Below are 18,531 nucleotides of genomic sequence, written 5' to 3' on the forward strand. Positions count from 1 at the left end.
GCATGAATTCTGCTCTTCTCCATAAGCTTGCACCTTTTTTGTCCTTCACCGTCTTGGTGCTGATCTGGGAGGCCGCAGTGCGCGTGGTCGGGTTGGACGCGCATGTACTACCTGGCCCCAGCCAGGTTTTCTTCAGTATGATCGAGTTGATCAGGAACGGGGCCATCTTCAAACACACCGTAGCCAGCCTGTTTCGAGTCACAGTCGGCTTTTATTTGGCTGCCATCCTGGGTATTCCATTAGGGATTATTCTGGGGCGCAGCCAAATTGCCGCCCTCCTGTTTCATCCGATCATCAGCTTTCTGCGACCTATTTCGCCCTTGGCCTGGATCCCTTTGGCCATGCTTTGGTTTGGTATTGGCGACAAACCAGCGGTGTTCCTGATTTTCCTGGCCAGTTTTTTCCCCATTGTCGTCGCAACAATGGTGGCGGTACAGTCAATTAACCCAACCTTTTTTCATGTTGCGGCCAACTTTAATTTCAGTCGGGTGGAAGTAATCCAGAAGATCGTTGTTCCGGCGATTATTCCCGCGATCATCACCGCCCTGCGTTTGACCGTAACCATTGCCTGGATCGTTGTCGTGGCTGCTGAGATGATTGCTGTCCAGTCTGGGCTAGGCTATCTGATTCTGGATGCCCGGAACGGTCTGCGCTTGGATCAAGTTATGGATGGCATGATCGTTATCGGGCTGATCGGCATCCTGCTCGACTCCATCATGCGGCGGCTGGGCCGAATTGATTCGGCTGCCTGGGGCATCCGCCAGCCATAGGAGAGAGATACCATGGGGCATATTCAGATCAGCGGCCTAAACAAGGAGTTTGTCAATCGCCGGAAAACCAGGCGGGAGGACGACCTTGCTCCTTTTGGCCAAGTAGTGCCGGTGCTGGAGGATATTAATATCGATATCGAGGATGGCGAGATGGTCTGCTTCCTCGGACCTTCTGGCTGCGGCAAATCAACCCTGATGCGCATCGTTGCAGGCTTTGACAAGCAGAGTTCCGGCTCTGTGATGATCGATCACAAGGAAATTACCGGGCCAAGTTCGGATAACATCTTTGTTTTTCAGCACAGCGGCCTGCTGCCGTGGATGACCGTCTGGCAGAATGTCGAGCTAGGCCTGCGCAAGATGGAGAATCAGGATGAGAAGTGCGAAAAAATCCAAGAATACATCGAAATGGTCGAGCTGGAAGGCTTTGAGGATCACTATCCTCACCAGCTGTCCGGTGGAATGCTGCGGCGCGCCGAGTTAGCCCGCGCCTTGGTGGTCAATCCAGACATCCTGATCATGGATGAACCGTTCAGCGGCTTAGACTTCCTCACCCACATGAAGCTGCGCGAGGAAGTGGTCAACATGCACCAGTTCCTCGGCAAGACCATTCTGATTGTCACCCACGATATTGACGATGCCTTGGTTATGGGCGACCGGATCGTCGTCTTTAGTCGCAGACCCTCGCAGATCAAACTCAACCGCAAACTTGATTTCTCCCATCCGCGCAACTTTTTCAAAAAGGACACCGAGCTGGCCAAACTCCGGGACGAGTTGTTCTTCATGTTGGGAGTGAACTATGCGGTTTGATCTCAAATTGTCGAAAAGTTGGCAGCTGGCGATAGGCGTGGCGAGCTGGTTAGTCTTGATTTCTGGCCTGCATCTTTGGTTGAACTTTGATTACGGCCAGAAAAAAGTGTTCACAATGGGCTATATGCCGGTGATCACCAACATGTCTGCCCCGCTGCTCGATCATGTGAGTAAAGACAGCAACGATGTCTATTTCAAGGCCCTGAAGTTCAGCTCCTTTGCTGAGATGGCCTCGGCACTGCGCAGCGACAAGATTCAGGCGGCCTTTATTATTGCGCCGCTGTCTGTCGTTTTGCGGCAACAAGGTGTTGATGTCAAGGTGGTTTATATCGGCAACCGGCATGAAAGCACCTTGGTGGCCAAGAAAAGCCTCAATATCCGCTCGTTCGAGGATCTCGGCGGCAAGACTGTGGCCGTGCCGATCCGCTATTCCGGCCATAACCTGAGCCTGCTCGAGCTGATGGACCAAAAAGGAATGCAGGGCCGGGTGAACATTGTTGAGCTGAATCCGCCGGACATGGCTTCAGCTTTGGCCGCAGGCTCCTTGGATGCCTATTATGTTGGCGAGCCTTTTGCCGCCAAGAGTCTGAAGGGCGGTTCTGCTGATCTGGTGTTACATGTCGAGGATGTGTGGCCGAATTTCATCTGCAACTTGGTCATTGTCAAGCAGAACACCATTGCGCAAGACCCAAAAACTGTGCGGAAATTTGTCCAAGGCGCAGCTCGCGCCAGTCTCTGGGCAAAAACGCATCAGGTGCAGGCCGTCGAAATTGCGGCCAAGTACTGGTCGCAGCCACCTGATGTAGCAAAATTTGCCCTCAGTAGCCGCAAGGTGGTCTTTGACCAGTTTCTTCCCAAACAGGAAGAGATGCAGCATATCGCCGACCTGATGGCCAAGCATGGCCTGATTGTTGATAACAAAATTGAAGGGCTGGTGGACGATCAGTTTGCCGCAGCAGTGAAAGTTGAACCCATCCAAGAAGTAACGGATATTTTGCAATAGTTCTTCTGCTTAAGTCAACAAGAAGGGGAGTAATCCAGGTTGCAGTTCAACTCCGCCAGGCAAAAGTGTGGCTCGCTTGCCAAGGAGTTTGGCTCGGCCAGAAAGGAGTTGGAGTCGGCAGCAGAGGAGTTTGGCTTGGCCGAACTCCTTTCCTGTTTAGCCACAGAGGAGTTTTGCCGACTTGCAAAGGAGTTTGAGTCGGCAAAACTCCTCTGTGGCTTGGCAAAACTCCTTTCATACTCGGCCAGACTCCTTTTCTACCGAGTAGAACTCCTCTCCAAGTCGGCAAAACTCCTCTGTTACCAAGCTAAACTGCTTGACAAGCGAGCAAGAAAGGAATATTAACTAGGAGTTAGGCAAAAAGTACCACAGCCGGAGCAAACGGTTCGCTCTCCGCTGCAACCTGGCACGCAACGCTTCTTATTGACTTGTTGACCTCTGCAAGAGGTCGAGTAACCGAATCGAAGGAACGCTCAGAACATGGTAGAGGCAACAGCACACTGTAGGCGGGAATGCCCGAGACTTGATCGGCAGGCAGCTCTCATGGTGACGAAGCTCCAGTATCCGATGACTAATCTGGAGGCCAAGCCCGCAACCACGAAAAATCTGGCTGAGAACGGCCTTTGCTTCACGGCTGAGGAACTGTACGAGCCAGGCACCATCCTCCAACTCTCAGTGCATCTGCATGGTTGGCAGCATTATCTGAACAACATCATCGCGATCCTTGACGCAGGCACGGCATCTAAGCCGCTGACCGCAATTGCCGAGGTAGTCTGGGCGCAGCAGCTGCAAGATGAGGAAAAGTATGACATTGGCGTGCGCTTCAAGGATATCTACGTGGATGACCTGCGGGCCTTCAAGAAATATTTGGAAAAACTGTTCAGAACTCCCTGAACAGTGCTAGTTATGCGTTTCCTACCAAAGAGTGGCCTTCAGCGCCAAATGGGTTTTTATATCGTTTTTATCGGCATTGTCTTCCTGACTATGGCGGTGGAGATGGAGCTTTTCCTGCGGGGCAAGGAAGTATTGGGCCTGCTGCGGGAGCAGCTTGGCGGCACGCTGCCCATAGACCTTGTTGGCCGCATTCTCGTGAAATTCAGAGTGATGTTGAGCACCCTGTTGCTCGCCATTGGCTTAGTGATGATGCTCTTTATCAAACGGATTATGTTTCCGTTGGAGCAAATCATTGAGCGAACGCGGGCAATGAGTGCCGGTGACTTTTCTGTCGCCCTATCTGAGGAGAGTAAGGATGAGCTGGGCGAGCTGGCCCGCCACATCAACGACCTGAACGCCAATGAGCAGGAATTAATCCTGTTGGCAAAAAACATGGCGGAACAGCTGCGGCAGACCTTGACGGAAGGCGACGAGGCAACGAAAATTGAAGAAGCTGTGCAGCTCATTGACGAGCTGGAAGAGACCTTAGCCGAGTTTGGCAGGAGCTTTTATCGCTGATGAATTGGCTAATGCTCCCTTTGGGCATGATAATCGCCACGGTGGCCCTGTTTTTTGGGCTGGGTGGCGGCGTGCTTTGGATGCCGGTGTTACTTACAGCCACCACGCTGCGCCCAGACGAGGCCCTGCTCTGTACCATTGTCATCCAAACCTTCGGTCAATTCAGTGCCACGGTAAGCAACAACCGGGCTGGGTTGATTAGCTGGCCTTTGGTCAAGATGCTGGTGCCGCTCGGTTTTATTGGGGTGCTTGTCGGCTCGATGCTGTCTTTTGTCCTCCACCCGGTGTTTATCAAATTGTTCCTCGGTTTAGTGATCTTCTTCATTGCCTATGCCTTCATGCGCGGCGACGACTTCTTTGTCAAAGGCTCAGACCAAGCAGACCTGGATATCGCCCGTCGCCGGGGTCGGCCTATCGCTGCGGCTGCCAGTGTATTGACCGGTTTTCTCGGTGTGGGCGTGGGTGACTGGCTAGTACCCTTTCTCAACATGCGCTGTGGCTTGGCCATGACCCGGGCTGTGGCTACCTGCATTGCTTTAATGCTCCTCCTTTCTGTAACTGCTGTTTCTGCCCAGCTCCTCTTTTTTGGTCGGGCTGTAGCCTGGCAGGTAGCCCTGCCTGCGGTCATCGGTGTGCTGCTCGGTGCGCAGTTTGGTTCACGGCTGCTGCAGCGGATGCCAGAGACCCGCTTTAAGGAGCTGTTTGTCCTCATGCTGGTCTTTATCGCCACCCATGTCACCTTCAACGCCGTCTAATTGGCCATGAAAAAAAACGGCGGCAAGAACGGTTTTGTCGGCGAAATCGAAGGCCTCGGCCTGGTCGATATCGTGCAGTTTGCCTGTCTCTCCGGCGACAATCGGAAGTTGAGCGTTCTCAGCGAGGACAATCTCGGGGTGCTGTATTTTTCCGACAACGAGATCATTCATGCTGAGTTTGGTGAGCTGATCGGCGAAGAGGCTTTTTATCGGATTATGAGTTGGCCTTCTGGCACCTTTAGTATGCTTTTTGCCAAGACCAACCAACGTACCATTGATGCCTCGTGGAATTTTCTCCTCTTAGAAGCAGCCCGTCGCATCGACGAACAAAACCGGCCTGCGGCCCAACCTGTTGAGAGCGATGAGCCAGGCCTGCCCAAGATCCTGGTGGTTGATGACTCCCGCTTCTTTACCAAGGCCTTTGTTAAACTCTTTGAAGACCAGATCAAGGCAAAAGTGGTTGGTACAGCCACCAACGGCAAGGAAGCAGTGAAGTTTCTCGAAGTGCAGGTACCTGATCTCGTCACGTTGGACATGACCATGCCAGTAATGAGCGGCGATGTGGCACTTAAGCACATTATGATCCGCTCACCTGCACCAGTAGTCCTGGTCAGCAACTTCAACGAGCAGATGTACTTCAAAATGATGGACTTCATGCGCTACGGGGCAGTCGATGTGGTGGCCAAGCCGGTTAACCCAGAGTCCTGGAAGCTGATTAGCGAGCGTCTTCAGTACATTTTGATGAACGTGCATGAGTTCTGCGTTGATAATGTCAGCCGGGCTAAGTCGCCTAAGCCTGCGGAGAAGAAACCTGCGCTGCTCAAGCCTGCGGAAAGCCTACTGCTGATTCTTGGTGGGTTAGGCGGAATGCTGGAGCTGCAAAAAATCATCCCTGCCCTCGAATACAAGGAAGACATGGCCGTGATGGTCCTCCAGAACATGTATCCTGGTATTGCCAAATATTTAGCCTCCTATTTTGATGCCTTTACACCGTACTCTGTCACCTGTCTTGATCTCGGCGAAGGGCTGCTCGGCGGCCAGTGCCGGATTGGCAACTGCCACGGCAAGCGGCAGATTGTTCTTCGTGAAGGAACAGCCCTCATCTCAGGCCGCGAGGACGAGCTGAACAAGATGTCCTTGGATGCTGACAATCTGCTCCATTCCGCAGCTGAGGTTTTTGGCTCTAAGCTGTCGGTGGTGCTGTTGAGCGGCGTAGATGTGGATTTGAAAATCGGCATGGAAGCCGTGGTGCGCAAAGGAGGTCGGGTTATTATCCAGGAACCGGAATCCTGCCTCCTGCCTGGCCCGCTGGAAGGCATCAAGTCGCTGGCGTTAGAGGAATGCTGCCTAAAACCAGAAGACATTCCGCTCTATCTGGCCGGGCATATTTGACGCATGTACAGTTTATCCTGAGACAAGTCACGCTTTCCCTGACACAGGTGAATGTTGACATGCTTCAGGTTATGCTTTACCTACCTCAAGTCACACCTAACTCGCCTCAAGTTAATCTTTACTTTCCTCATGTCAAACAAGACTCGCCTCAGGTGAAGCTTGACCTACCTCAAATCAAATCGACTTGGCCTTAAGGACAACGAGGAACGAGGCGTTGTTTACAAAATACACCTTGAGTACCTCATGAAAACACTTCGCCTCATCAGTCTCGGTTGTGCCAAAAATTTGGTTGATTCCGAGATGATGCTCGGCTCTCTAGAACTCTGCGGCTGGCAGGCGATTGAAGACCCTGGAGAGGCAGACCTGCTGTTAGTCAACACCTGTGGCTTCATCCGTCCAGCAGTGGAAGAGGCAGTGGATGAAATCCTCCGCTTGGCCGAATACAAGCACGCCGATCCCGCGAAAAAATTGGTCGTGACTGGCTGTTTGGTGCAGCGATACGGCGCAGAACTACAAAAGGAGCTGCCAGAAGTTGATCTTTTTATCGGTATTGACGACCAGCAGCGGTTGCCAGAGCTGATCAGCCACCTGCCGGGCAACAGCGGCGAGCTTGTCCTTAGCCAGCCTTCTCGTTCGCTGATCAGCAGCGCAATGCCGCGCCGCCTTTCTACACCGCCTTTCCGCAGCTGGCTGAAGATCACTGAGGGCTGCAACAACCGTTGCACGTATTGTATGATTCCCTCCATCCGAGGCGACCTGCGTAGTAGGCCTGCCGCTGACCTGGCCACAGAGGCCAGGGCCTTAGAACAAGCCGGAGTCAAGGAACTGTCGCTGATTGCCCAGGACTTGACAGCCTATGGCAGCGATTTAGATGCGGCTAATCTGGCGAGCTTGCTCCGCTTGCTGCTGACTGAGACCAGCATACCCTGGCTGCGCCTGCTCTATCTTTATCCTACCTCAGTTAGCAACGAGTTACTGGAACTGATGGCAGCCCAGCCGCGCATCGTGCCGTATCTCGACATCCCTTTTCAGCATGTCAGCGACCGGGTGCTGCAACGGATGAACCGCCGCTATGGGCAAAAGGATTTGGACCAGCTGATCAGTCGGATCCGCAGCCTGTTGCCTGATTGTGCTTTGCGTACAACAATGATGATCGGTTTTCCTGGCGAGACCGAGCAGGATGTACAGGTGCTGCTGGACTGCCTGGAACGCTGGCAGCTTGATCATGTTGGCGTGTTTCCCTATGAGGATGAGGATGGCGCACCAGCGGCGGACTTCATGCCCAAGGTACCGGAGGAGGAGAAGCAGGCACGTTTTGAACGGGTGATGGAGTTGCAAGCAAAAATCAGTAGCGAGCAGCTGCAACGCCATGTGGGCAGGAAAGAGGAGGTGCTCGTGGAAGGTTTGAGCAATGAGACCGATCTCCTGCTCGAGGGGCGCACCCGCTTTCAGGCCCCAGAGATCGACGGCTGCGTGTATATTAACGAAGGCACAGCCAGCCCCGGCGATATCGTCAAAGTCCGCATCGCCGAGGCCCATACCTACGATTTAGTGGGTGGCATCATGAGCTGATCCCAGCCAATTTTCAGGCTAGCGTTACTTTTTGCCCAGTTTTGGCTGTGCTGCCTCATCCACCCGTTCGCGCAGGTCTTTGCCCACTTTGAAGAAAGGCAGCTTTTTCGGGGCCACGTCAATCTTCTCCCCGGATTTGGGGTTACGACCCGTGTAGGAGCCATACTTTTTGACTGTAAAGCTGCCAAAGCCACGGATTTCGATGGAGTCGCCCTTGACCAAAGCCTCGCTCATAGTGTCGATGATGGTCTTGGCGACCGACGCAGTCTCGCGCACCGGTAGGTTAACCTTTTCGGCCAACGTTTCAATCAGTTCTGATTTATTCATGTATCAGCTCTCTCGTTCCCGGAACTGGACCGGTCTTCTTTTGTGTTTGCAGTCGCCTGATTATGATAACATGGCAGACTGGGCGAATAATCATCATCAATACTATTAAAGCAGGTATAGTTCTGATTGTAAAGGGGTTTTCGGAAGTATTTAGGAAAATATCTTGGCAAGATCATTTTCTCCTAAAAAACGGCAGCTGCCTAAGCCCTGCTCACCTAGCCGGAGGCCGCCATAAGCCGTCCGTTTCAGCCGCAACACCGGGTGGCCGACAGCTTGAAACATCTTGCGCACCTGTCGTTTTTTCCCTTCATGGATGACAATTTCCACAACAGTCGTCCGATCTTGTTCCTGGCGCAGCACCCGGACTTGAGCGGGCCAGGTCTTCTGACCATCCACGATAATGCCTTGCGCCAACCTCCGCAGCTCGCTCTCTTTGGGCAGGTCTCGGACTGTCGCCTCGTAGGTCTTGTTCACCTCAAATTTGGGATGAAGAATTTTGTTGGCTAGTTCGCCGTCATTGGTCATAAGCAGCGCGCCCTCGCTGTCCAAATCAAGACGGCCTACCGGAAACAAGCGCACTTTCATGTCCGGTGGCAGTAAATCGGTGACAATCGGGCGGCCTTGGGGATCAGACAGCGTGGTAACATAACCGCGCGGCTTATTCAGCAGGAGGCAGATCTTTTTTTCCTCCCGCCGGAGCAGTTTACCATCAACAGTGATGACCGCCTGGGCCGGGTCAATCTTACTGCCCAGCTCTGTGACGATCTGACCGTCCACCGTCACCCGACCAGCAACGATGAGCTGTTCTGCCCGGCGACGCGAACAGATGCCTGCCTGGGCAATGATTTTTTGCAGACGTTCCATGAGATTTCTTGCTCGTTTGTAAAGGAGTTTGGCTTGGCCAGAAAGGAATTCTGCCGACTTGCAAAGGAGTTGTACTCGGCAAAAAAGGAGTCTGGCCGAGTACCAAAGGAGTTCTACTTAGCTGCAGAGGAGTTTTGCCGACTTGCAAAGGAGTTTGAGTCGGCAAAACTCCTTTCTGGCCGACTAGGAAAGCAGTTTGGCCAAGCTGAACTCCTCTGCGGCTAAGTAGAACTCCTTTCTGGCCAAGCCAAACTCCTTTACAAACGAGCTGTACTCGTCCTTCGCTTATTTCAGCGCAATGAATGAGGCAAAGTTGATCCAACGAAAATACATCTCTGCCCAGTCAAAGCCGCTCTGTTGCAGAAGACTGAGGTTCTCTTCTGCCGTGAAAGGGATGAGGATATTCTCCAAAGCCTCGCGCTTGGCTGCAATCTCCAGCTCAGAATACCCTTGCTCCCGTTTAAATTCATGATAGACGTTGATAAAATGCCGGTTCATGCGGCTATGGCTGCCAACAATCTTCTCGCTGAGAAACAACAGCCCACCCTCTGGCAACGCCTGGTAAAGCCTGCTGATAAATTCCTGCCGAAGTAGAGGCCGGATAAACTGCATGGTGTAGTTACAGAGGATAATATCCGCGCCTTCGGCCAGCTGGTCGGCCAGATCAGGCGCGGTGATATCCTGCTGCCGGAATTCGATGTTCTTGCTGAACATCTCTGCCTTGCGCCGGGCCTTATCGAGCATGGCAGACGCGCTGTCCAAGCCAACGAAACGCAGCTGCATGTCCGGTAGCAGACGGGAAAGCTCCAGCAAGGTGGAACCGGTAGAACAACCAAGGTCAAAGATCGTGCTGCCAGGCACAGCCAACTGCCGGATCAGCGAGGCCGTGGTTTTAATCACCGTGCGATACAAGGGGACAGAACGGTCGAGCATGTCGTCAAAGACTTCCGCCACCTGTTCGTTGAAGGAGAAATCTTCTGTCACGCGACCGCTGCTGTACAGTTTGTCGCTGCTCATCGTCACTCCGAGAAGAATATTATGCTCCTGTGACAGACTGTTTTTGTTGCTAAAGATATAAAATATGTATATATACAAGGGCTATATCTCTTTGTAAATAAAAAAAGGAGCGCGCCTATGCGTATAGGCATTAATACCCTTTTCCTTGTACCCTCTGATGTGGGCGGCACCGAGGTCTATCTGCGTGAGACACTGAAGGCAATGGCCGCGCTTGCCAGTGGCGACACCTTAGTCGTGTTCACCAACCGCGAGAATGACGATCTACTGCGAGCTGATCTAGCTGCCTTTCCGCAGGTGGAATTTCACCAGCTGCCCTGCCAAGCAGCAACACGTCCGCTGCGGATTCTCGTCGAACAGTGCCTGCTGCCCTTCACTGCTAGGAACGTGCGCGTTGACGTGCTGTGGTCGCCTGGCTACACCGCTCCGGCAGTCTGCTTTTCGCCGCAGGCCGTGACCGTCTGTGATTTGCAATATAAAAGCTATCCCGAAGACATGGGCTGGCTAGAGCGCACTGCACTCGATGTGCTCGTCCAAATCGCCTGCCGTTGCTGTCAGGCTGTGCTGACTATCTCAGAGTTTTCCCGGCAAGAAGTCATCCGCTACGACTTTGCCAAAGCAGCAAAGGTTCACGCCACGCTTCTGGGCGTGAGCAATGATTTTGCCCAGAACTGGCCAGAGGATCAGGCCGAGAACATCCTGCGTAGACTGGGTGTGCACAGACCTTTTCTGCTCTGCGTTGCCCACAGCTATCCGCATAAAAATATCGACAAGCTGATTGAGGCCTTTGCCTTGCTGCAAGGGGAAATCCCACATCAGTTAGTCTTGGTAGGCAAGGGCCGCCGGGGCGAGGAGGCTGTCAGGAAAAGCCTCCTCAAGATCACCCAACCAGAGCGGGTGCTGCGCCTGCAAGGTTTGTCGGAGCAGGAGTTACGAACGCTCTATCAAGCAGCGGAGATGTTTGTTTTACCCTCCACCTACGAAGGTTTTGGCCTGCCAGTGATCGAGGCTCTGCAAGTCGGCTTGCCGGTAGTGACGGTACAGGCAGCTTCTTTGCCCGAAGTAGGCGGCAAGGCGGCCTTTTACGTACCTGAACCGGAACCAAAACTGTTGGCTGAGAAGATCAGCGAGGTGCTGCGTCTTCCTCAACAAGAACTCCGCCGCCTTGCCGAGCAAGGCCAGAAATGGGCAAGCACCTTCACATGGGTGCGGACAGCCGCGCAGACTCTCCAGGTGCTTCGCTCTATCGCCAAGCCGCAAAGCTAGGACAGTCCGCAATCACAACTGTTCAGGCTGCTGCCCCGAAAAAAGTACTACCGTTCTTTTTTAAAAGTACGCTCGTAAAGTGATCTAAACTACGGTAGTACTTTTGTCTAAACTACTACCGTTAAATCTTACGCAACAGGTCTCATGAAAAAAGTGTTGATTAGCGGAGCTTCTGGTCAGGACGGGGCCTATCTTGCCCAGCTCCTGCTGGCAAAAGGCTATGGAGTCTATGGTGCATCCCGCGATGCCCAGACCTGTTCTTTTGCCAATCTCCAGCGGCTTGGCATCCGGGAGCAGGTGCATACGCTATCCTTAGCAGTCAACGATTTTCGCAGCGTACTCCACACCTTGCAGGAGGTTGAGCCGGATGAGGTCTATAATCTGGCAGGGCAAAGTTCGGTTGGTTTGTCTTTTGAGCAGCCAGTAGAGACACTAGAGAGCATCAGTACAGCTGCCCTCAATTTTCTCGAAGCCATCCGTTTTATCGGCAGAAAGATCAAGTTCTACAATGCTGGCTCCAGCGAATGTTTTGGCGATACTGGTGGCGTAAAGGCAGACGAAGAAACTCCCTTTCGGCCCCGTAGCCCCTATGCTGTGGCCAAAGCATCTGCCCACTGGCTTGTGGCCAACTACCGCGAAGCCTACAATCTTTTTGCCTGCACCGGAATTCTCTTTAACCACGAATCTCCCCTGCGGCCTGAACGCTTTGTCACCGCTAAAATTATCGCTGCTGCCTGTCGGATTGCCAGCGGCAGCCAGGAAAAGCTGTATTTAGGCAACATGGACATCCGCCGCGACTGGGGTTGGGCACCAGAATACGTGCAAGCCATGCACCTGATGCTCCAACAGGAAAGGCCACAGGATTACGTCATCGCTACAGGCCGCAGTCGCTCGTTGGAGGAGTTTGTTGCCCTGGCCTTTCAGGAGCTTGGCCTTGACTGGCACGAGCATGTAGTGGCAGATAAAAAGCTCTTGCGCCCGACTGACATCCGCAAAGGCTGTGGCAATCCAGCTAAAGCCGAACGCGAGCTGGGCTGGAAGGCTGGTTTTCAGCTGGAAGACGTGGTGCGGGAGATGATGAAGGAGATGCTGCGGTAACACCAGGAGTACCTGGAAAATCTACCGGGTATTTTTTAGCCAGCTGGCATACCGCAGGTTATAAACTCTGCCCAACCTTCCGTCAAAGCCGATCAACAGGTTCTGCCAGCCATGAAAAAGATGAAACAGATCGAAATGTGCGCTATGATGACGGGACGCTAAGAGCTGCCAAGACCCCAGATTTTCTGGGAGGTCTGGTAGGTTGAAATAACCCAGAGAACCAACATAATGAACAAACTACGACTCGCCTTAATCGCTGGCGGCACGTCCGGGGAACGAGAAGTCTCCCTGCGCGGCGCGGTAGGGGTGGAACAGGCCTTGAATAAGGAGAAATACGAGGTTGTGCGCTACGATCCGGCCACAGACCTTGCCCAGTTGGTCGCTGATGCAAAGCAGATAGACGTAGCCTTCATCCTGCTGCACGGCATTCATGGCGAGGACGGCACAGTTCAGGGGCTGCTGGAGCTGCTTGGCATTCCCTATCAGGGGTCTGGAGTGCTGGGTAGTGCCCTGGCAATGGACAAGCATCTGGCCAAAACCATGTACCGACTGCACGGTTTGCCCGTAGCAGCCTGGGAAATGGCAACCAAGGAGCATATCAGCGAGCCTGCGCCGTTGCTGGCCAAACTCAAGCTGCCATTAGTGGTCAAACCAGTGCGGCAAGGTTCTTCATTGGGCATGTCGATTGTTCGCCAAGCAGAGCAGCTGGCTGCGGCTCTGGCGCAAGCCTTTGCACACGATAGCCAAGTTATGGTCGAAGAGTTTATCAAAGGCCGGGAAATCACGGTCGGCGTATTGGGCAACAAACAACTCATTGCCTTGCCGCTGGTCGAGATCATCCCGGACAGTCGCTACGATTTCTTTGACTATGAAGCCAAATACACGCCCGGCGCAACCCGTGAGGTCTGCCCAGCAGAGGTCGATGACCGCATCCGCGAGAAAGCGCAGGACTATGCGATCCGGGCGCACCAGGCTTTACAGCTGCGGGGGTGCAGTCGCACCGACATGATCATCCAAGGGGAGGAAATTTATCTCTTGGAAACCAATACCATCCCTGGCATGACACCAACCAGCCTCCTGCCGCAAGCTGCGGCGCAGGCAGGATTGGATTTTCCTGCTCTTCTTGATCGGCTGATTGAGCTGGCACTGGCAGCGGAGCGGTAAAAGCTTTGCCCAACAGTTTTGTGCAACCGAACAGCTTTGGCCCTCTTCCTTATGCCCCAGCAAAAACATGCCCGTTTGCCGCAAGAAGCCGTTGCTGTCACCTGTCTCTTCCTCGGCCTTGTCCTTCTCCTCAGTCTAATCAGCTATAGCCTGCCTTTACTTGGCCCAGCACCCGTTCTCCAACTCCCAGCAGAGAACTGGTGCGGCCATTTTGGCTATTACACCGCCCGCTACCTACTTTCCTTTCTCGGCATCATCCCGTTTTTTCTCACCCTGCTGCTTTTCTATCTTGCGACGGCTATCTTGGCTGCGCGGCGTATCTTTGACCGCCTGCCGTTTCTAGTTGTTGGCCTGACAGGTATTCTTCTCGCGGCAGCTGGACTGCTGGCAGGCGCAGGCCAGCTGCTTTTTCCGTCTCAATTCATCCAGCCCGGCGGCTTTCTCGGCCACCTGATCCACAGTCTCCTCGAAAATGCGCTGGGAGCAGTTGGCTCGGCCCTACTGCTGCTCCTGCTGCTCGTGGTTTCGCTGATGGCAGCGGTGCGTTTTTCCCCTTTTGCCTTTGCTCTTTGGCTGTGGCAGCAACTGCTGGCCGCTGGCGAGAAGGTCTCTGAGCTAGAGGAGCCGCTGCGGGAAAAGCTGGCCACCTGGAAGGACGAACGCGAGCAGCGCAAAGCCTTGCCGCCGCCGCTGCCCGCTGAACCAGCCGCAACCAGCAAACAATTGCCCGGCTTATCGGTCATTGTGCAAAAGCTGCCCTTTGTCCGTGAGCCAGTAAAAGCAGAGACAACGCCCCCGCCTGTCAAGCCAGAAAAGCCAGAACCTCTTCCCAAGAAAAAGCCGGTCATGAAAAAGGACTTTCAACTGCCGCCCTTGACCTTGTTAGAGGAGAATAAGCAGGAAGACATTGCCATTGACCGGCAGCACTACTATGAGGTCAGTGAAATTCTGGTGGCCAAGCTGCTTGACTTTGCTGTGGAAGGGGAAGTAATCGGGGTTTCGCCAGGGCCAGTGGTTACGACCTACGAATTCGCCCCTGCTGCCGGGATCAAAATCAATAAGATCGTTAATCTGGCCGATGATCTGGCCATGGTTTTGAAGGTAGATCGGGTGCGGGTCGTGGGTTCGATACCTGGCAAGGCTGCTATCGGCATTGAAATCCCTAATCCCAAGCGCAAGACGGTTTTTCTCCGCGATATTCTGCTTGATGGTGCATATCTCAACTCATTTTCCTTCCTCACCATTGCCTTGGGCTTTGATTCAGTCGGGCATCCGACCGTTGCAGACCTAGCGCGGATGCCGCATCTGCTGATTGCCGGAGCCACAGGCGCAGGTAAGTCCGTGGCGATCAATGCCTTTATCTGCTCAATCCTGTATAAAGCCACGCCCGACAAAGTGCGCCTGCTGATGATCGATCCCAAGCGGATTGAACTGTCTGTGTATGAGGGTATTCCCCATTTGTTGCACCCGGTAGTGGTTGAGCCGAAGATGGCCAGCCGTGCTCTGCTCTGGGCAGTGCGAGAAATGGAGCGGCGCTACAAGTTGCTCGAGGAAGCACGGGTTAAATCGTTTGCTACCTACAACGAAACTGCCGAAGACCCGCTCCCCTACATTGTCATCATTGTGGATGAGCTGGCTGATTTGATGATGGTGGCCTCCAAAGACGTAGAAACCTCGATTGCTCGCTTGGCGCAGATGGCGCGAGCCGCTGGAATGCACATTATTCTCGCTACCCAGCGGCCTTCGGTCGATGTGCTAACCGGTCTGATTAAATCCAACTTCCCCACCCGGATTTCCTTCAAGGTTTCATCGAAGGTGGATTCGCGCACCATTCTCGATAGCTCAGGGGCCGAGCATTTATTGGGGCTTGGCGACATGCTCTTCCTCCCACCCGGCGCAGCCAAGCTCAAACGCATTCATGGGGCCTATATTTCCGAGGTAGAAACGGAGCGAATCATCAATTTCCTCAAAGAACAAGGCGGGGCAGAGTACGATGAATCCATGCTGAAGATTGCTGAAGAGGATGCAGATGGCGGCGAAAACGGTGAGGAGGACTATGACGAGTTTTATGATCAGGCAGTGGCCGTGGTCAAGGAAACTCGCCAGGCTTCGATCTCGATGCTTCAGCGTAAATTGCGGGTTGGCTACAATCGCGCGGCCCGGATGATCGAGATGATGGAGCGTGACGGGCTTGTTGGCCCATCTGATGGCTCTCGGCCTCGAGAAGTGCTCGCCCCGCAGGACTGAAACACCTTTTTTTGCCGAATAACAAAAGGTTCTTGCCGAGCAACAAAGATTTTTGGCTGAGTAACAACCTTCTCTTGCCGAGTAATACAAGGTTCTGGCTTGGTAACAAAAGGTTGTTGTCGAGTAACAAAGAGTTGTGGCCAAGCAACAACATTCTCTTGCTTAACAACACAAGGTTCTGGCCGAGCAGAAGAGAGTTCTTGCTTAACAAGAACATTCTCTGGCTCGGCAACAAAGAGTTGTTGTTTGGCCACAACCTTCTTCTGCTTAACAACAACCTTCTCTTGCTCGGCAGAAACCTTTTGTTGCCGAGCAAGAACCTTCTGTTACCCAGTCAAACTTCTTGGTAATTCGCCAGCAACCTTGTGCGAGCAAGCAAGCAGCCCTGGCCATTTCGCCGCAACCAACTCCTAGTCGGGCGCAACTTAGTGGCACGAAGCCATGAGCTATTTCCTTGACAGATCGTTGCATTCCGCGATACAGGAAAGGATGGTGTACGACATCCAAACCCTAAGGAGGAGATTATCATGGAAGAGAAGCTCAGATCAGCAGATGTGCTGGTGAAAACTATCATGGAAACACCAGGTGTCCTGGATGAATTCCGAGATCATCCTGAAGAAGTTCTTAAAAAGATGCTTGCGCAAACTAAGCAGAATCTATCTCCCCGTGCTTTGGAACAAGATAAGTGTATCTATCGAACAGTGGTGGGCTTCTTAGGCGCAATTGCACTCTTCTCTGTTCTTGGTGCAATATATCTGGAAAGTGATGTGCCAGATGTCGTTACAGCTCTGGGTTCCGCAGCTATTGGGGCATTAGCTGGGATTTTATCCCCGATGCCGCAACGTTCATGATTTAGTACCGCAAAAGGACAACAAGCAGGCGTGGCTCTCTGGCTGCGTCCTGCATAAATATATGGAAGGCGTTATCCAACAGCTCTGGGTAACGCCTCATTTATTTTTATTTGCGACCCACGCAGCCTCCTGAAATAGAACAGGAAGGAGGGGAGAGCGGGGAAAAACTGGATAGACAGGAAGAGGAAGGAGAGGTATTCTTGGCGAGTGGGGAAGAAAGGAGAATGCTTGTCGTCGTCTCTTTATTTCTCTGCTGGAGAGCAAGCCAGGATTTCACCAGTGCTTCTGTCGTCACGAAGCACCTTGCTCTCTCTCGACGATGAATAGGATTCCAACAGGAGAACTTCATGAAGAACCAGATGTTACTGACAGCCCTTGCGGTTTGTTTAACCATCACCTCTGCTTGGGCTGAAGAAAAAACGCAGAAGCCTGCTGAGGAAAAAAAAGAGATTGTGGCAGAGAAAAAAGAAGTTGTGGCCGCACCAGAGGCCCCTGCACCCGTGCCTGCTGTTGTTGAAGTCAAAGCCAAAGCCTTAGATTTGGAGACTGCCCAGCGGCTGGCCTTGAAGGGGAATCCAGGCATCGGCGCAGCCCAAGCCAGAATTGAGCAGGCCAAGGCCAAAATCAAACAGATCATGGCGACACAGCAGCCGAGCGTTGATGCCCTGGCTAATTTTGGCGTATCAGGGGATAACGAGGGCGAGCTGACCGAAAACAGTGCCCTTGGTCTGCAAGGTGCTTGGCTCCTGTTTGATGGCTATGCCCGCCAATTTCAGCAAGATCAAGCAGAATACGGCGAGAAGTCTTCCGCAGAAGCCAAGCGGAACAGTCAACGGCTGTTAGTCGCGGCTGTGGCCGATGCCTTCTTTAATGCCCAGCTTGCCAAAGCCTCTATAGACATTGCGGCTGGCGATCAGGAGTTTTACGATCAACAACTCAAGGATGCGCAGCACCGTTTTGAGGCTGGCACTGGCTCTTGGGGCGATGTATTGAACATTAAAGTGCAGGTCAATTCGGCAAAAAACAGCGCGATTGTCGCCCAACGGCAGCACGAGGCGGTTCGTTATGGTTTGGCCGCGCTGCTTGGCCTTGAGAATTCAGCTCTGCCGGAGTTGGCCGAGTTAGAAAAAGATTTTGTGCCGTCAGACGAGAACGCGGCTTCAGACACCGAGGCCCTGATCAAAGCAGCCTTGAAGAATCGGCCAGATGCCAAGCGGTTGGCCTTGCAGATGAAGGTTGCAGAGGCTGGGATTCAGGTCGCTGAGGCGCAGAATTCCCCCAAAGCGCGACTTACCGGCCAGGCTGGGTTGGCCAACCAAAAAAAATTGTTCCCGGAAAGCGATGACATTGGCGCATCACTTGCTCTGAATCTGAGCTGGAACCTGTATTCGGGTGGCGCAATTGAAGCCGCAGCCACAGAAGCCCGGCAAATGAAGCGAGAAGCCGCTTACGGCTACGCTGATCTGCGTAACAGCATTGCCGCAGAGATCCGGCAGGATGCTGCTTTGCTGGCGGCAGCGGCCAGACAAGTCCGCTTGCAACAAGAAAGCGTTGATTTGGTCAAAGAGAACCGTAAGCTGGCAGAAAGCGAGTATGAGGCCGGGGCTGCCTCGCTTACCCGGCTCAATGAAGCCCAGCGCGATTTAACTGCCACCTATGGGCGGCTGGCCCAAGCCATTGTCGGCTACCATCAGGCCCAGCACCAGTTACTCGCAGCAGCTGGTAAGAACCTGGAACCGTTTGCCGATCTGCTGGCCGCAGAAGTGAAGGAACCCAAGGTAGAGCAGGGGAAGTAAATTTTTCTTGGATACGGACGCGGGCTGCACGCGCTGAACTGAGCAGATGAAAATGAGGTAGGTGCAGTTGCAGCGAGGGGCGTAGCAGTGGCTTCGCCCTTAATCCGCAACGCCTTAGTTTGGCCTGCACTTGAGGCAGTAGGAATAAATCTC

The 18,531-nt window shown here is 53.3% G+C and carries 19 protein-coding genes; 16 read left to right on the top strand and 3 right to left on the bottom strand.

The annotated features are described in order from the left end of the window. The first annotated feature begins 2 nt into the window (after positions 1–2). From ACNKIB_RS13310 to rimO, 9 genes are all read left to right on the top strand, one after another. Positions 3–770 (top strand): ABC transporter permease, encoded by a 768-nt coding sequence (locus tag ACNKIB_RS13310; protein WP_417911056.1) that lies wholly within the window; start codon positions 3–5, stop codon positions 768–770. Positions 771–782: 12 nt separating this feature from the next. Beyond that, complete coding sequence (locus tag ACNKIB_RS13315; protein ID WP_417911057.1) at positions 783–1,577, top strand: ABC transporter ATP-binding protein; 795 nt, start codon at positions 783–785, stop codon at positions 1,575–1,577. Beyond that, positions 1,567–2,580, top strand: a complete 1,014-nt coding sequence (locus ACNKIB_RS13320) for an ABC transporter substrate-binding protein (protein ID WP_417911058.1) — start codon at positions 1,567–1,569, stop codon at positions 2,578–2,580. The genes ACNKIB_RS13315 and ACNKIB_RS13320 overlap by 11 nt, the downstream gene beginning before the upstream one ends. Positions 2,581–2,619: 39 nt before the next feature. After that, positions 2,620–2,925 carry a hypothetical protein gene (locus ACNKIB_RS13325; protein WP_417911059.1) on the top strand — a complete coding sequence of 102 codons (306 nt, stop codon included), beginning with the start codon at positions 2,620–2,622 and terminating at the stop codon, positions 2,923–2,925. Between the two features lie 135 nt (positions 2,926–3,060). Continuing rightward, a complete protein-coding gene (locus tag ACNKIB_RS13330; RefSeq protein ID WP_417911060.1) occupies positions 3,061–3,474 on the top strand; it encodes a PilZ domain-containing protein in 414 nt (137 codons plus the stop codon). A 48-nt stretch (positions 3,475–3,522) separates the two neighbouring features. Continuing rightward, positions 3,523–4,032 (top strand): HAMP domain-containing protein, encoded by a 510-nt coding sequence (locus ACNKIB_RS13335; RefSeq protein WP_417911061.1) that lies wholly within the window; start codon positions 3,523–3,525, stop codon positions 4,030–4,032. Further along, on the top strand, positions 4,032–4,787 hold the full coding sequence (locus tag ACNKIB_RS13340) for a sulfite exporter TauE/SafE family protein (RefSeq protein WP_417911062.1): 756 nt from the start codon (positions 4,032–4,034) through the stop codon (positions 4,785–4,787). The genes ACNKIB_RS13335 and ACNKIB_RS13340 overlap by 1 nt, the downstream gene beginning before the upstream one ends. Positions 4,788–4,793: 6 nt before the next feature. Then, positions 4,794–6,179 carry a chemotaxis protein CheB gene (locus ACNKIB_RS13345; protein WP_417911063.1) on the top strand — a complete coding sequence of 462 codons (1,386 nt, stop codon included), beginning with the start codon at positions 4,794–4,796 and terminating at the stop codon, positions 6,177–6,179. A gap of 243 nt (positions 6,180–6,422) precedes the next feature. Then, complete coding sequence (rimO, locus tag ACNKIB_RS13350) at positions 6,423–7,751, top strand: 30S ribosomal protein S12 methylthiotransferase RimO (protein WP_417911064.1); 1,329 nt, start codon at positions 6,423–6,425, stop codon at positions 7,749–7,751. 24 nt (positions 7,752–7,775) lie between these two features. Here rimO and ACNKIB_RS13355 read toward each other — a convergent pair whose 3' ends face one another. Both ACNKIB_RS13355 and ACNKIB_RS13360 read right to left on the bottom strand, forming a co-directional pair. After that, the gene (locus ACNKIB_RS13355) at positions 7,776–8,078 is read right to left on the bottom strand and encodes an HU family DNA-binding protein (protein WP_417911065.1); all 303 of its coding nucleotides are present in this window, start codon (positions 8,076–8,078) and stop codon (positions 7,776–7,778) included. A 150-nt stretch (positions 8,079–8,228) separates the two neighbouring features. Beyond that, positions 8,229–8,942, bottom strand: coding sequence for a pseudouridine synthase (locus ACNKIB_RS13360; protein WP_417911066.1), 714 nt, complete (start codon positions 8,940–8,942; stop codon positions 8,229–8,231). 33 nt (positions 8,943–8,975) lie between these two features. On the opposite strand from ACNKIB_RS13360, the gene ACNKIB_RS13365 reads away from it, so the two are divergent. Then, complete coding sequence (locus ACNKIB_RS13365; protein ID WP_417911067.1) at positions 8,976–9,167, top strand: hypothetical protein; 192 nt, start codon at positions 8,976–8,978, stop codon at positions 9,165–9,167. Between the two features lie 60 nt (positions 9,168–9,227). Here ACNKIB_RS13365 and cmoA read toward each other — a convergent pair whose 3' ends face one another. Next, positions 9,228–9,959: a carboxy-S-adenosyl-L-methionine synthase CmoA gene (gene cmoA / locus ACNKIB_RS13370; RefSeq protein ID WP_417911068.1), complete on the bottom strand. Its 732-nt coding sequence runs from the start codon at positions 9,957–9,959 to the stop codon at positions 9,228–9,230. Between the two features lie 117 nt (positions 9,960–10,076). Here cmoA and ACNKIB_RS13375 point away from each other — a divergent pair, with 117 nt between their 5' ends. From ACNKIB_RS13375 to ACNKIB_RS13400, 6 genes are all read left to right on the top strand, one after another. Beyond that, entirely contained in the window at positions 10,077–11,222 is a 1,146-nt protein-coding gene (locus tag ACNKIB_RS13375; RefSeq protein WP_417911069.1) for a glycosyltransferase family 4 protein, read from the top strand. Between the two features lie 144 nt (positions 11,223–11,366). Beyond that, positions 11,367–12,320 carry a GDP-mannose 4,6-dehydratase gene (locus tag ACNKIB_RS13380; protein WP_417911070.1) on the top strand — a complete coding sequence of 318 codons (954 nt, stop codon included), beginning with the start codon at positions 11,367–11,369 and terminating at the stop codon, positions 12,318–12,320. 228 nt (positions 12,321–12,548) lie between these two features. Then, entirely contained in the window at positions 12,549–13,484 is a 936-nt protein-coding gene (locus ACNKIB_RS13385; protein ID WP_417911071.1) for a D-alanine--D-alanine ligase family protein, read from the top strand. Between the two features lie 51 nt (positions 13,485–13,535). Beyond that, positions 13,536–15,731, top strand: coding sequence for a DNA translocase FtsK 4TM domain-containing protein (locus tag ACNKIB_RS13390; RefSeq protein ID WP_417911072.1), 2,196 nt, complete (start codon positions 13,536–13,538; stop codon positions 15,729–15,731). A 527-nt stretch (positions 15,732–16,258) separates the two neighbouring features. Continuing rightward, positions 16,259–16,582, top strand: a complete 324-nt coding sequence (locus ACNKIB_RS13395) for a hypothetical protein (RefSeq protein ID WP_417911073.1) — start codon at positions 16,259–16,261, stop codon at positions 16,580–16,582. A 347-nt stretch (positions 16,583–16,929) separates the two neighbouring features. Continuing rightward, complete coding sequence (locus ACNKIB_RS13400) at positions 16,930–18,378, top strand: TolC family protein (RefSeq protein WP_417911074.1); 1,449 nt, start codon at positions 16,930–16,932, stop codon at positions 18,376–18,378. Positions 18,379–18,531 lie beyond the last annotated feature (153 nt).

The organism is Candidatus Electronema sp. PJ (genome assembly GCF_048287395.1).
GTDB lineage: Bacteria > Desulfobacterota > Desulfobulbia > Desulfobulbales > Desulfobulbaceae > Electronema.

What these genes read in the sequence shown, in the direction of transcription:
- ACNKIB_RS13400 (WP_417911074.1), top strand. Translation starts at nt 16,930, where the DNA reads ATGAAGAACCAGATGTTACTGACAGCCCTTGCGGTTTGTTTAACCATC.
- ACNKIB_RS13360 (WP_417911066.1), bottom strand. Translation starts at nt 8,942, where the DNA reads ATGGAACGTCTGCAAAAAATCATTGCCCAGGCAGGCATCTGTTCGCGT.
- ACNKIB_RS13315 (WP_417911057.1), top strand. Translation starts at nt 783, where the DNA reads ATGGGGCATATTCAGATCAGCGGCCTAAACAAGGAGTTTGTCAATCGC.
- ACNKIB_RS13320 (WP_417911058.1), top strand. Translation starts at nt 1,567, where the DNA reads ATGCGGTTTGATCTCAAATTGTCGAAAAGTTGGCAGCTGGCGATAGGC.
- ACNKIB_RS13385 (WP_417911071.1), top strand. Translation starts at nt 12,549, where the DNA reads ATGAACAAACTACGACTCGCCTTAATCGCTGGCGGCACGTCCGGGGAA.
- ACNKIB_RS13335 (WP_417911061.1), top strand. Translation starts at nt 3,523, where the DNA reads ATGGGTTTTTATATCGTTTTTATCGGCATTGTCTTCCTGACTATGGCG.
- ACNKIB_RS13390 (WP_417911072.1), top strand. Translation starts at nt 13,536, where the DNA reads ATGCCCCAGCAAAAACATGCCCGTTTGCCGCAAGAAGCCGTTGCTGTC.
- ACNKIB_RS13375 (WP_417911069.1), top strand. Translation starts at nt 10,077, where the DNA reads ATGCGTATAGGCATTAATACCCTTTTCCTTGTACCCTCTGATGTGGGC.
- ACNKIB_RS13395 (WP_417911073.1), top strand. Translation starts at nt 16,259, where the DNA reads ATGGAAGAGAAGCTCAGATCAGCAGATGTGCTGGTGAAAACTATCATG.
- ACNKIB_RS13380 (WP_417911070.1), top strand. Translation starts at nt 11,367, where the DNA reads ATGAAAAAAGTGTTGATTAGCGGAGCTTCTGGTCAGGACGGGGCCTAT.
- ACNKIB_RS13340 (WP_417911062.1), top strand. Translation starts at nt 4,032, where the DNA reads ATGAATTGGCTAATGCTCCCTTTGGGCATGATAATCGCCACGGTGGCC.
- rimO (WP_417911064.1), top strand. Translation starts at nt 6,423, where the DNA reads ATGAAAACACTTCGCCTCATCAGTCTCGGTTGTGCCAAAAATTTGGTT.
- ACNKIB_RS13355 (WP_417911065.1), bottom strand. Translation starts at nt 8,078, where the DNA reads ATGAATAAATCAGAACTGATTGAAACGTTGGCCGAAAAGGTTAACCTA.
- ACNKIB_RS13345 (WP_417911063.1), top strand. Translation starts at nt 4,794, where the DNA reads ATGAAAAAAAACGGCGGCAAGAACGGTTTTGTCGGCGAAATCGAAGGC.
- cmoA (WP_417911068.1), bottom strand. Translation starts at nt 9,959, where the DNA reads ATGAGCAGCGACAAACTGTACAGCAGCGGTCGCGTGACAGAAGATTTC.
- ACNKIB_RS13330 (WP_417911060.1), top strand. Translation starts at nt 3,061, where the DNA reads ATGGTAGAGGCAACAGCACACTGTAGGCGGGAATGCCCGAGACTTGAT.
- ACNKIB_RS13310 (WP_417911056.1), top strand. Translation starts at nt 3, where the DNA reads ATGAATTCTGCTCTTCTCCATAAGCTTGCACCTTTTTTGTCCTTCACC.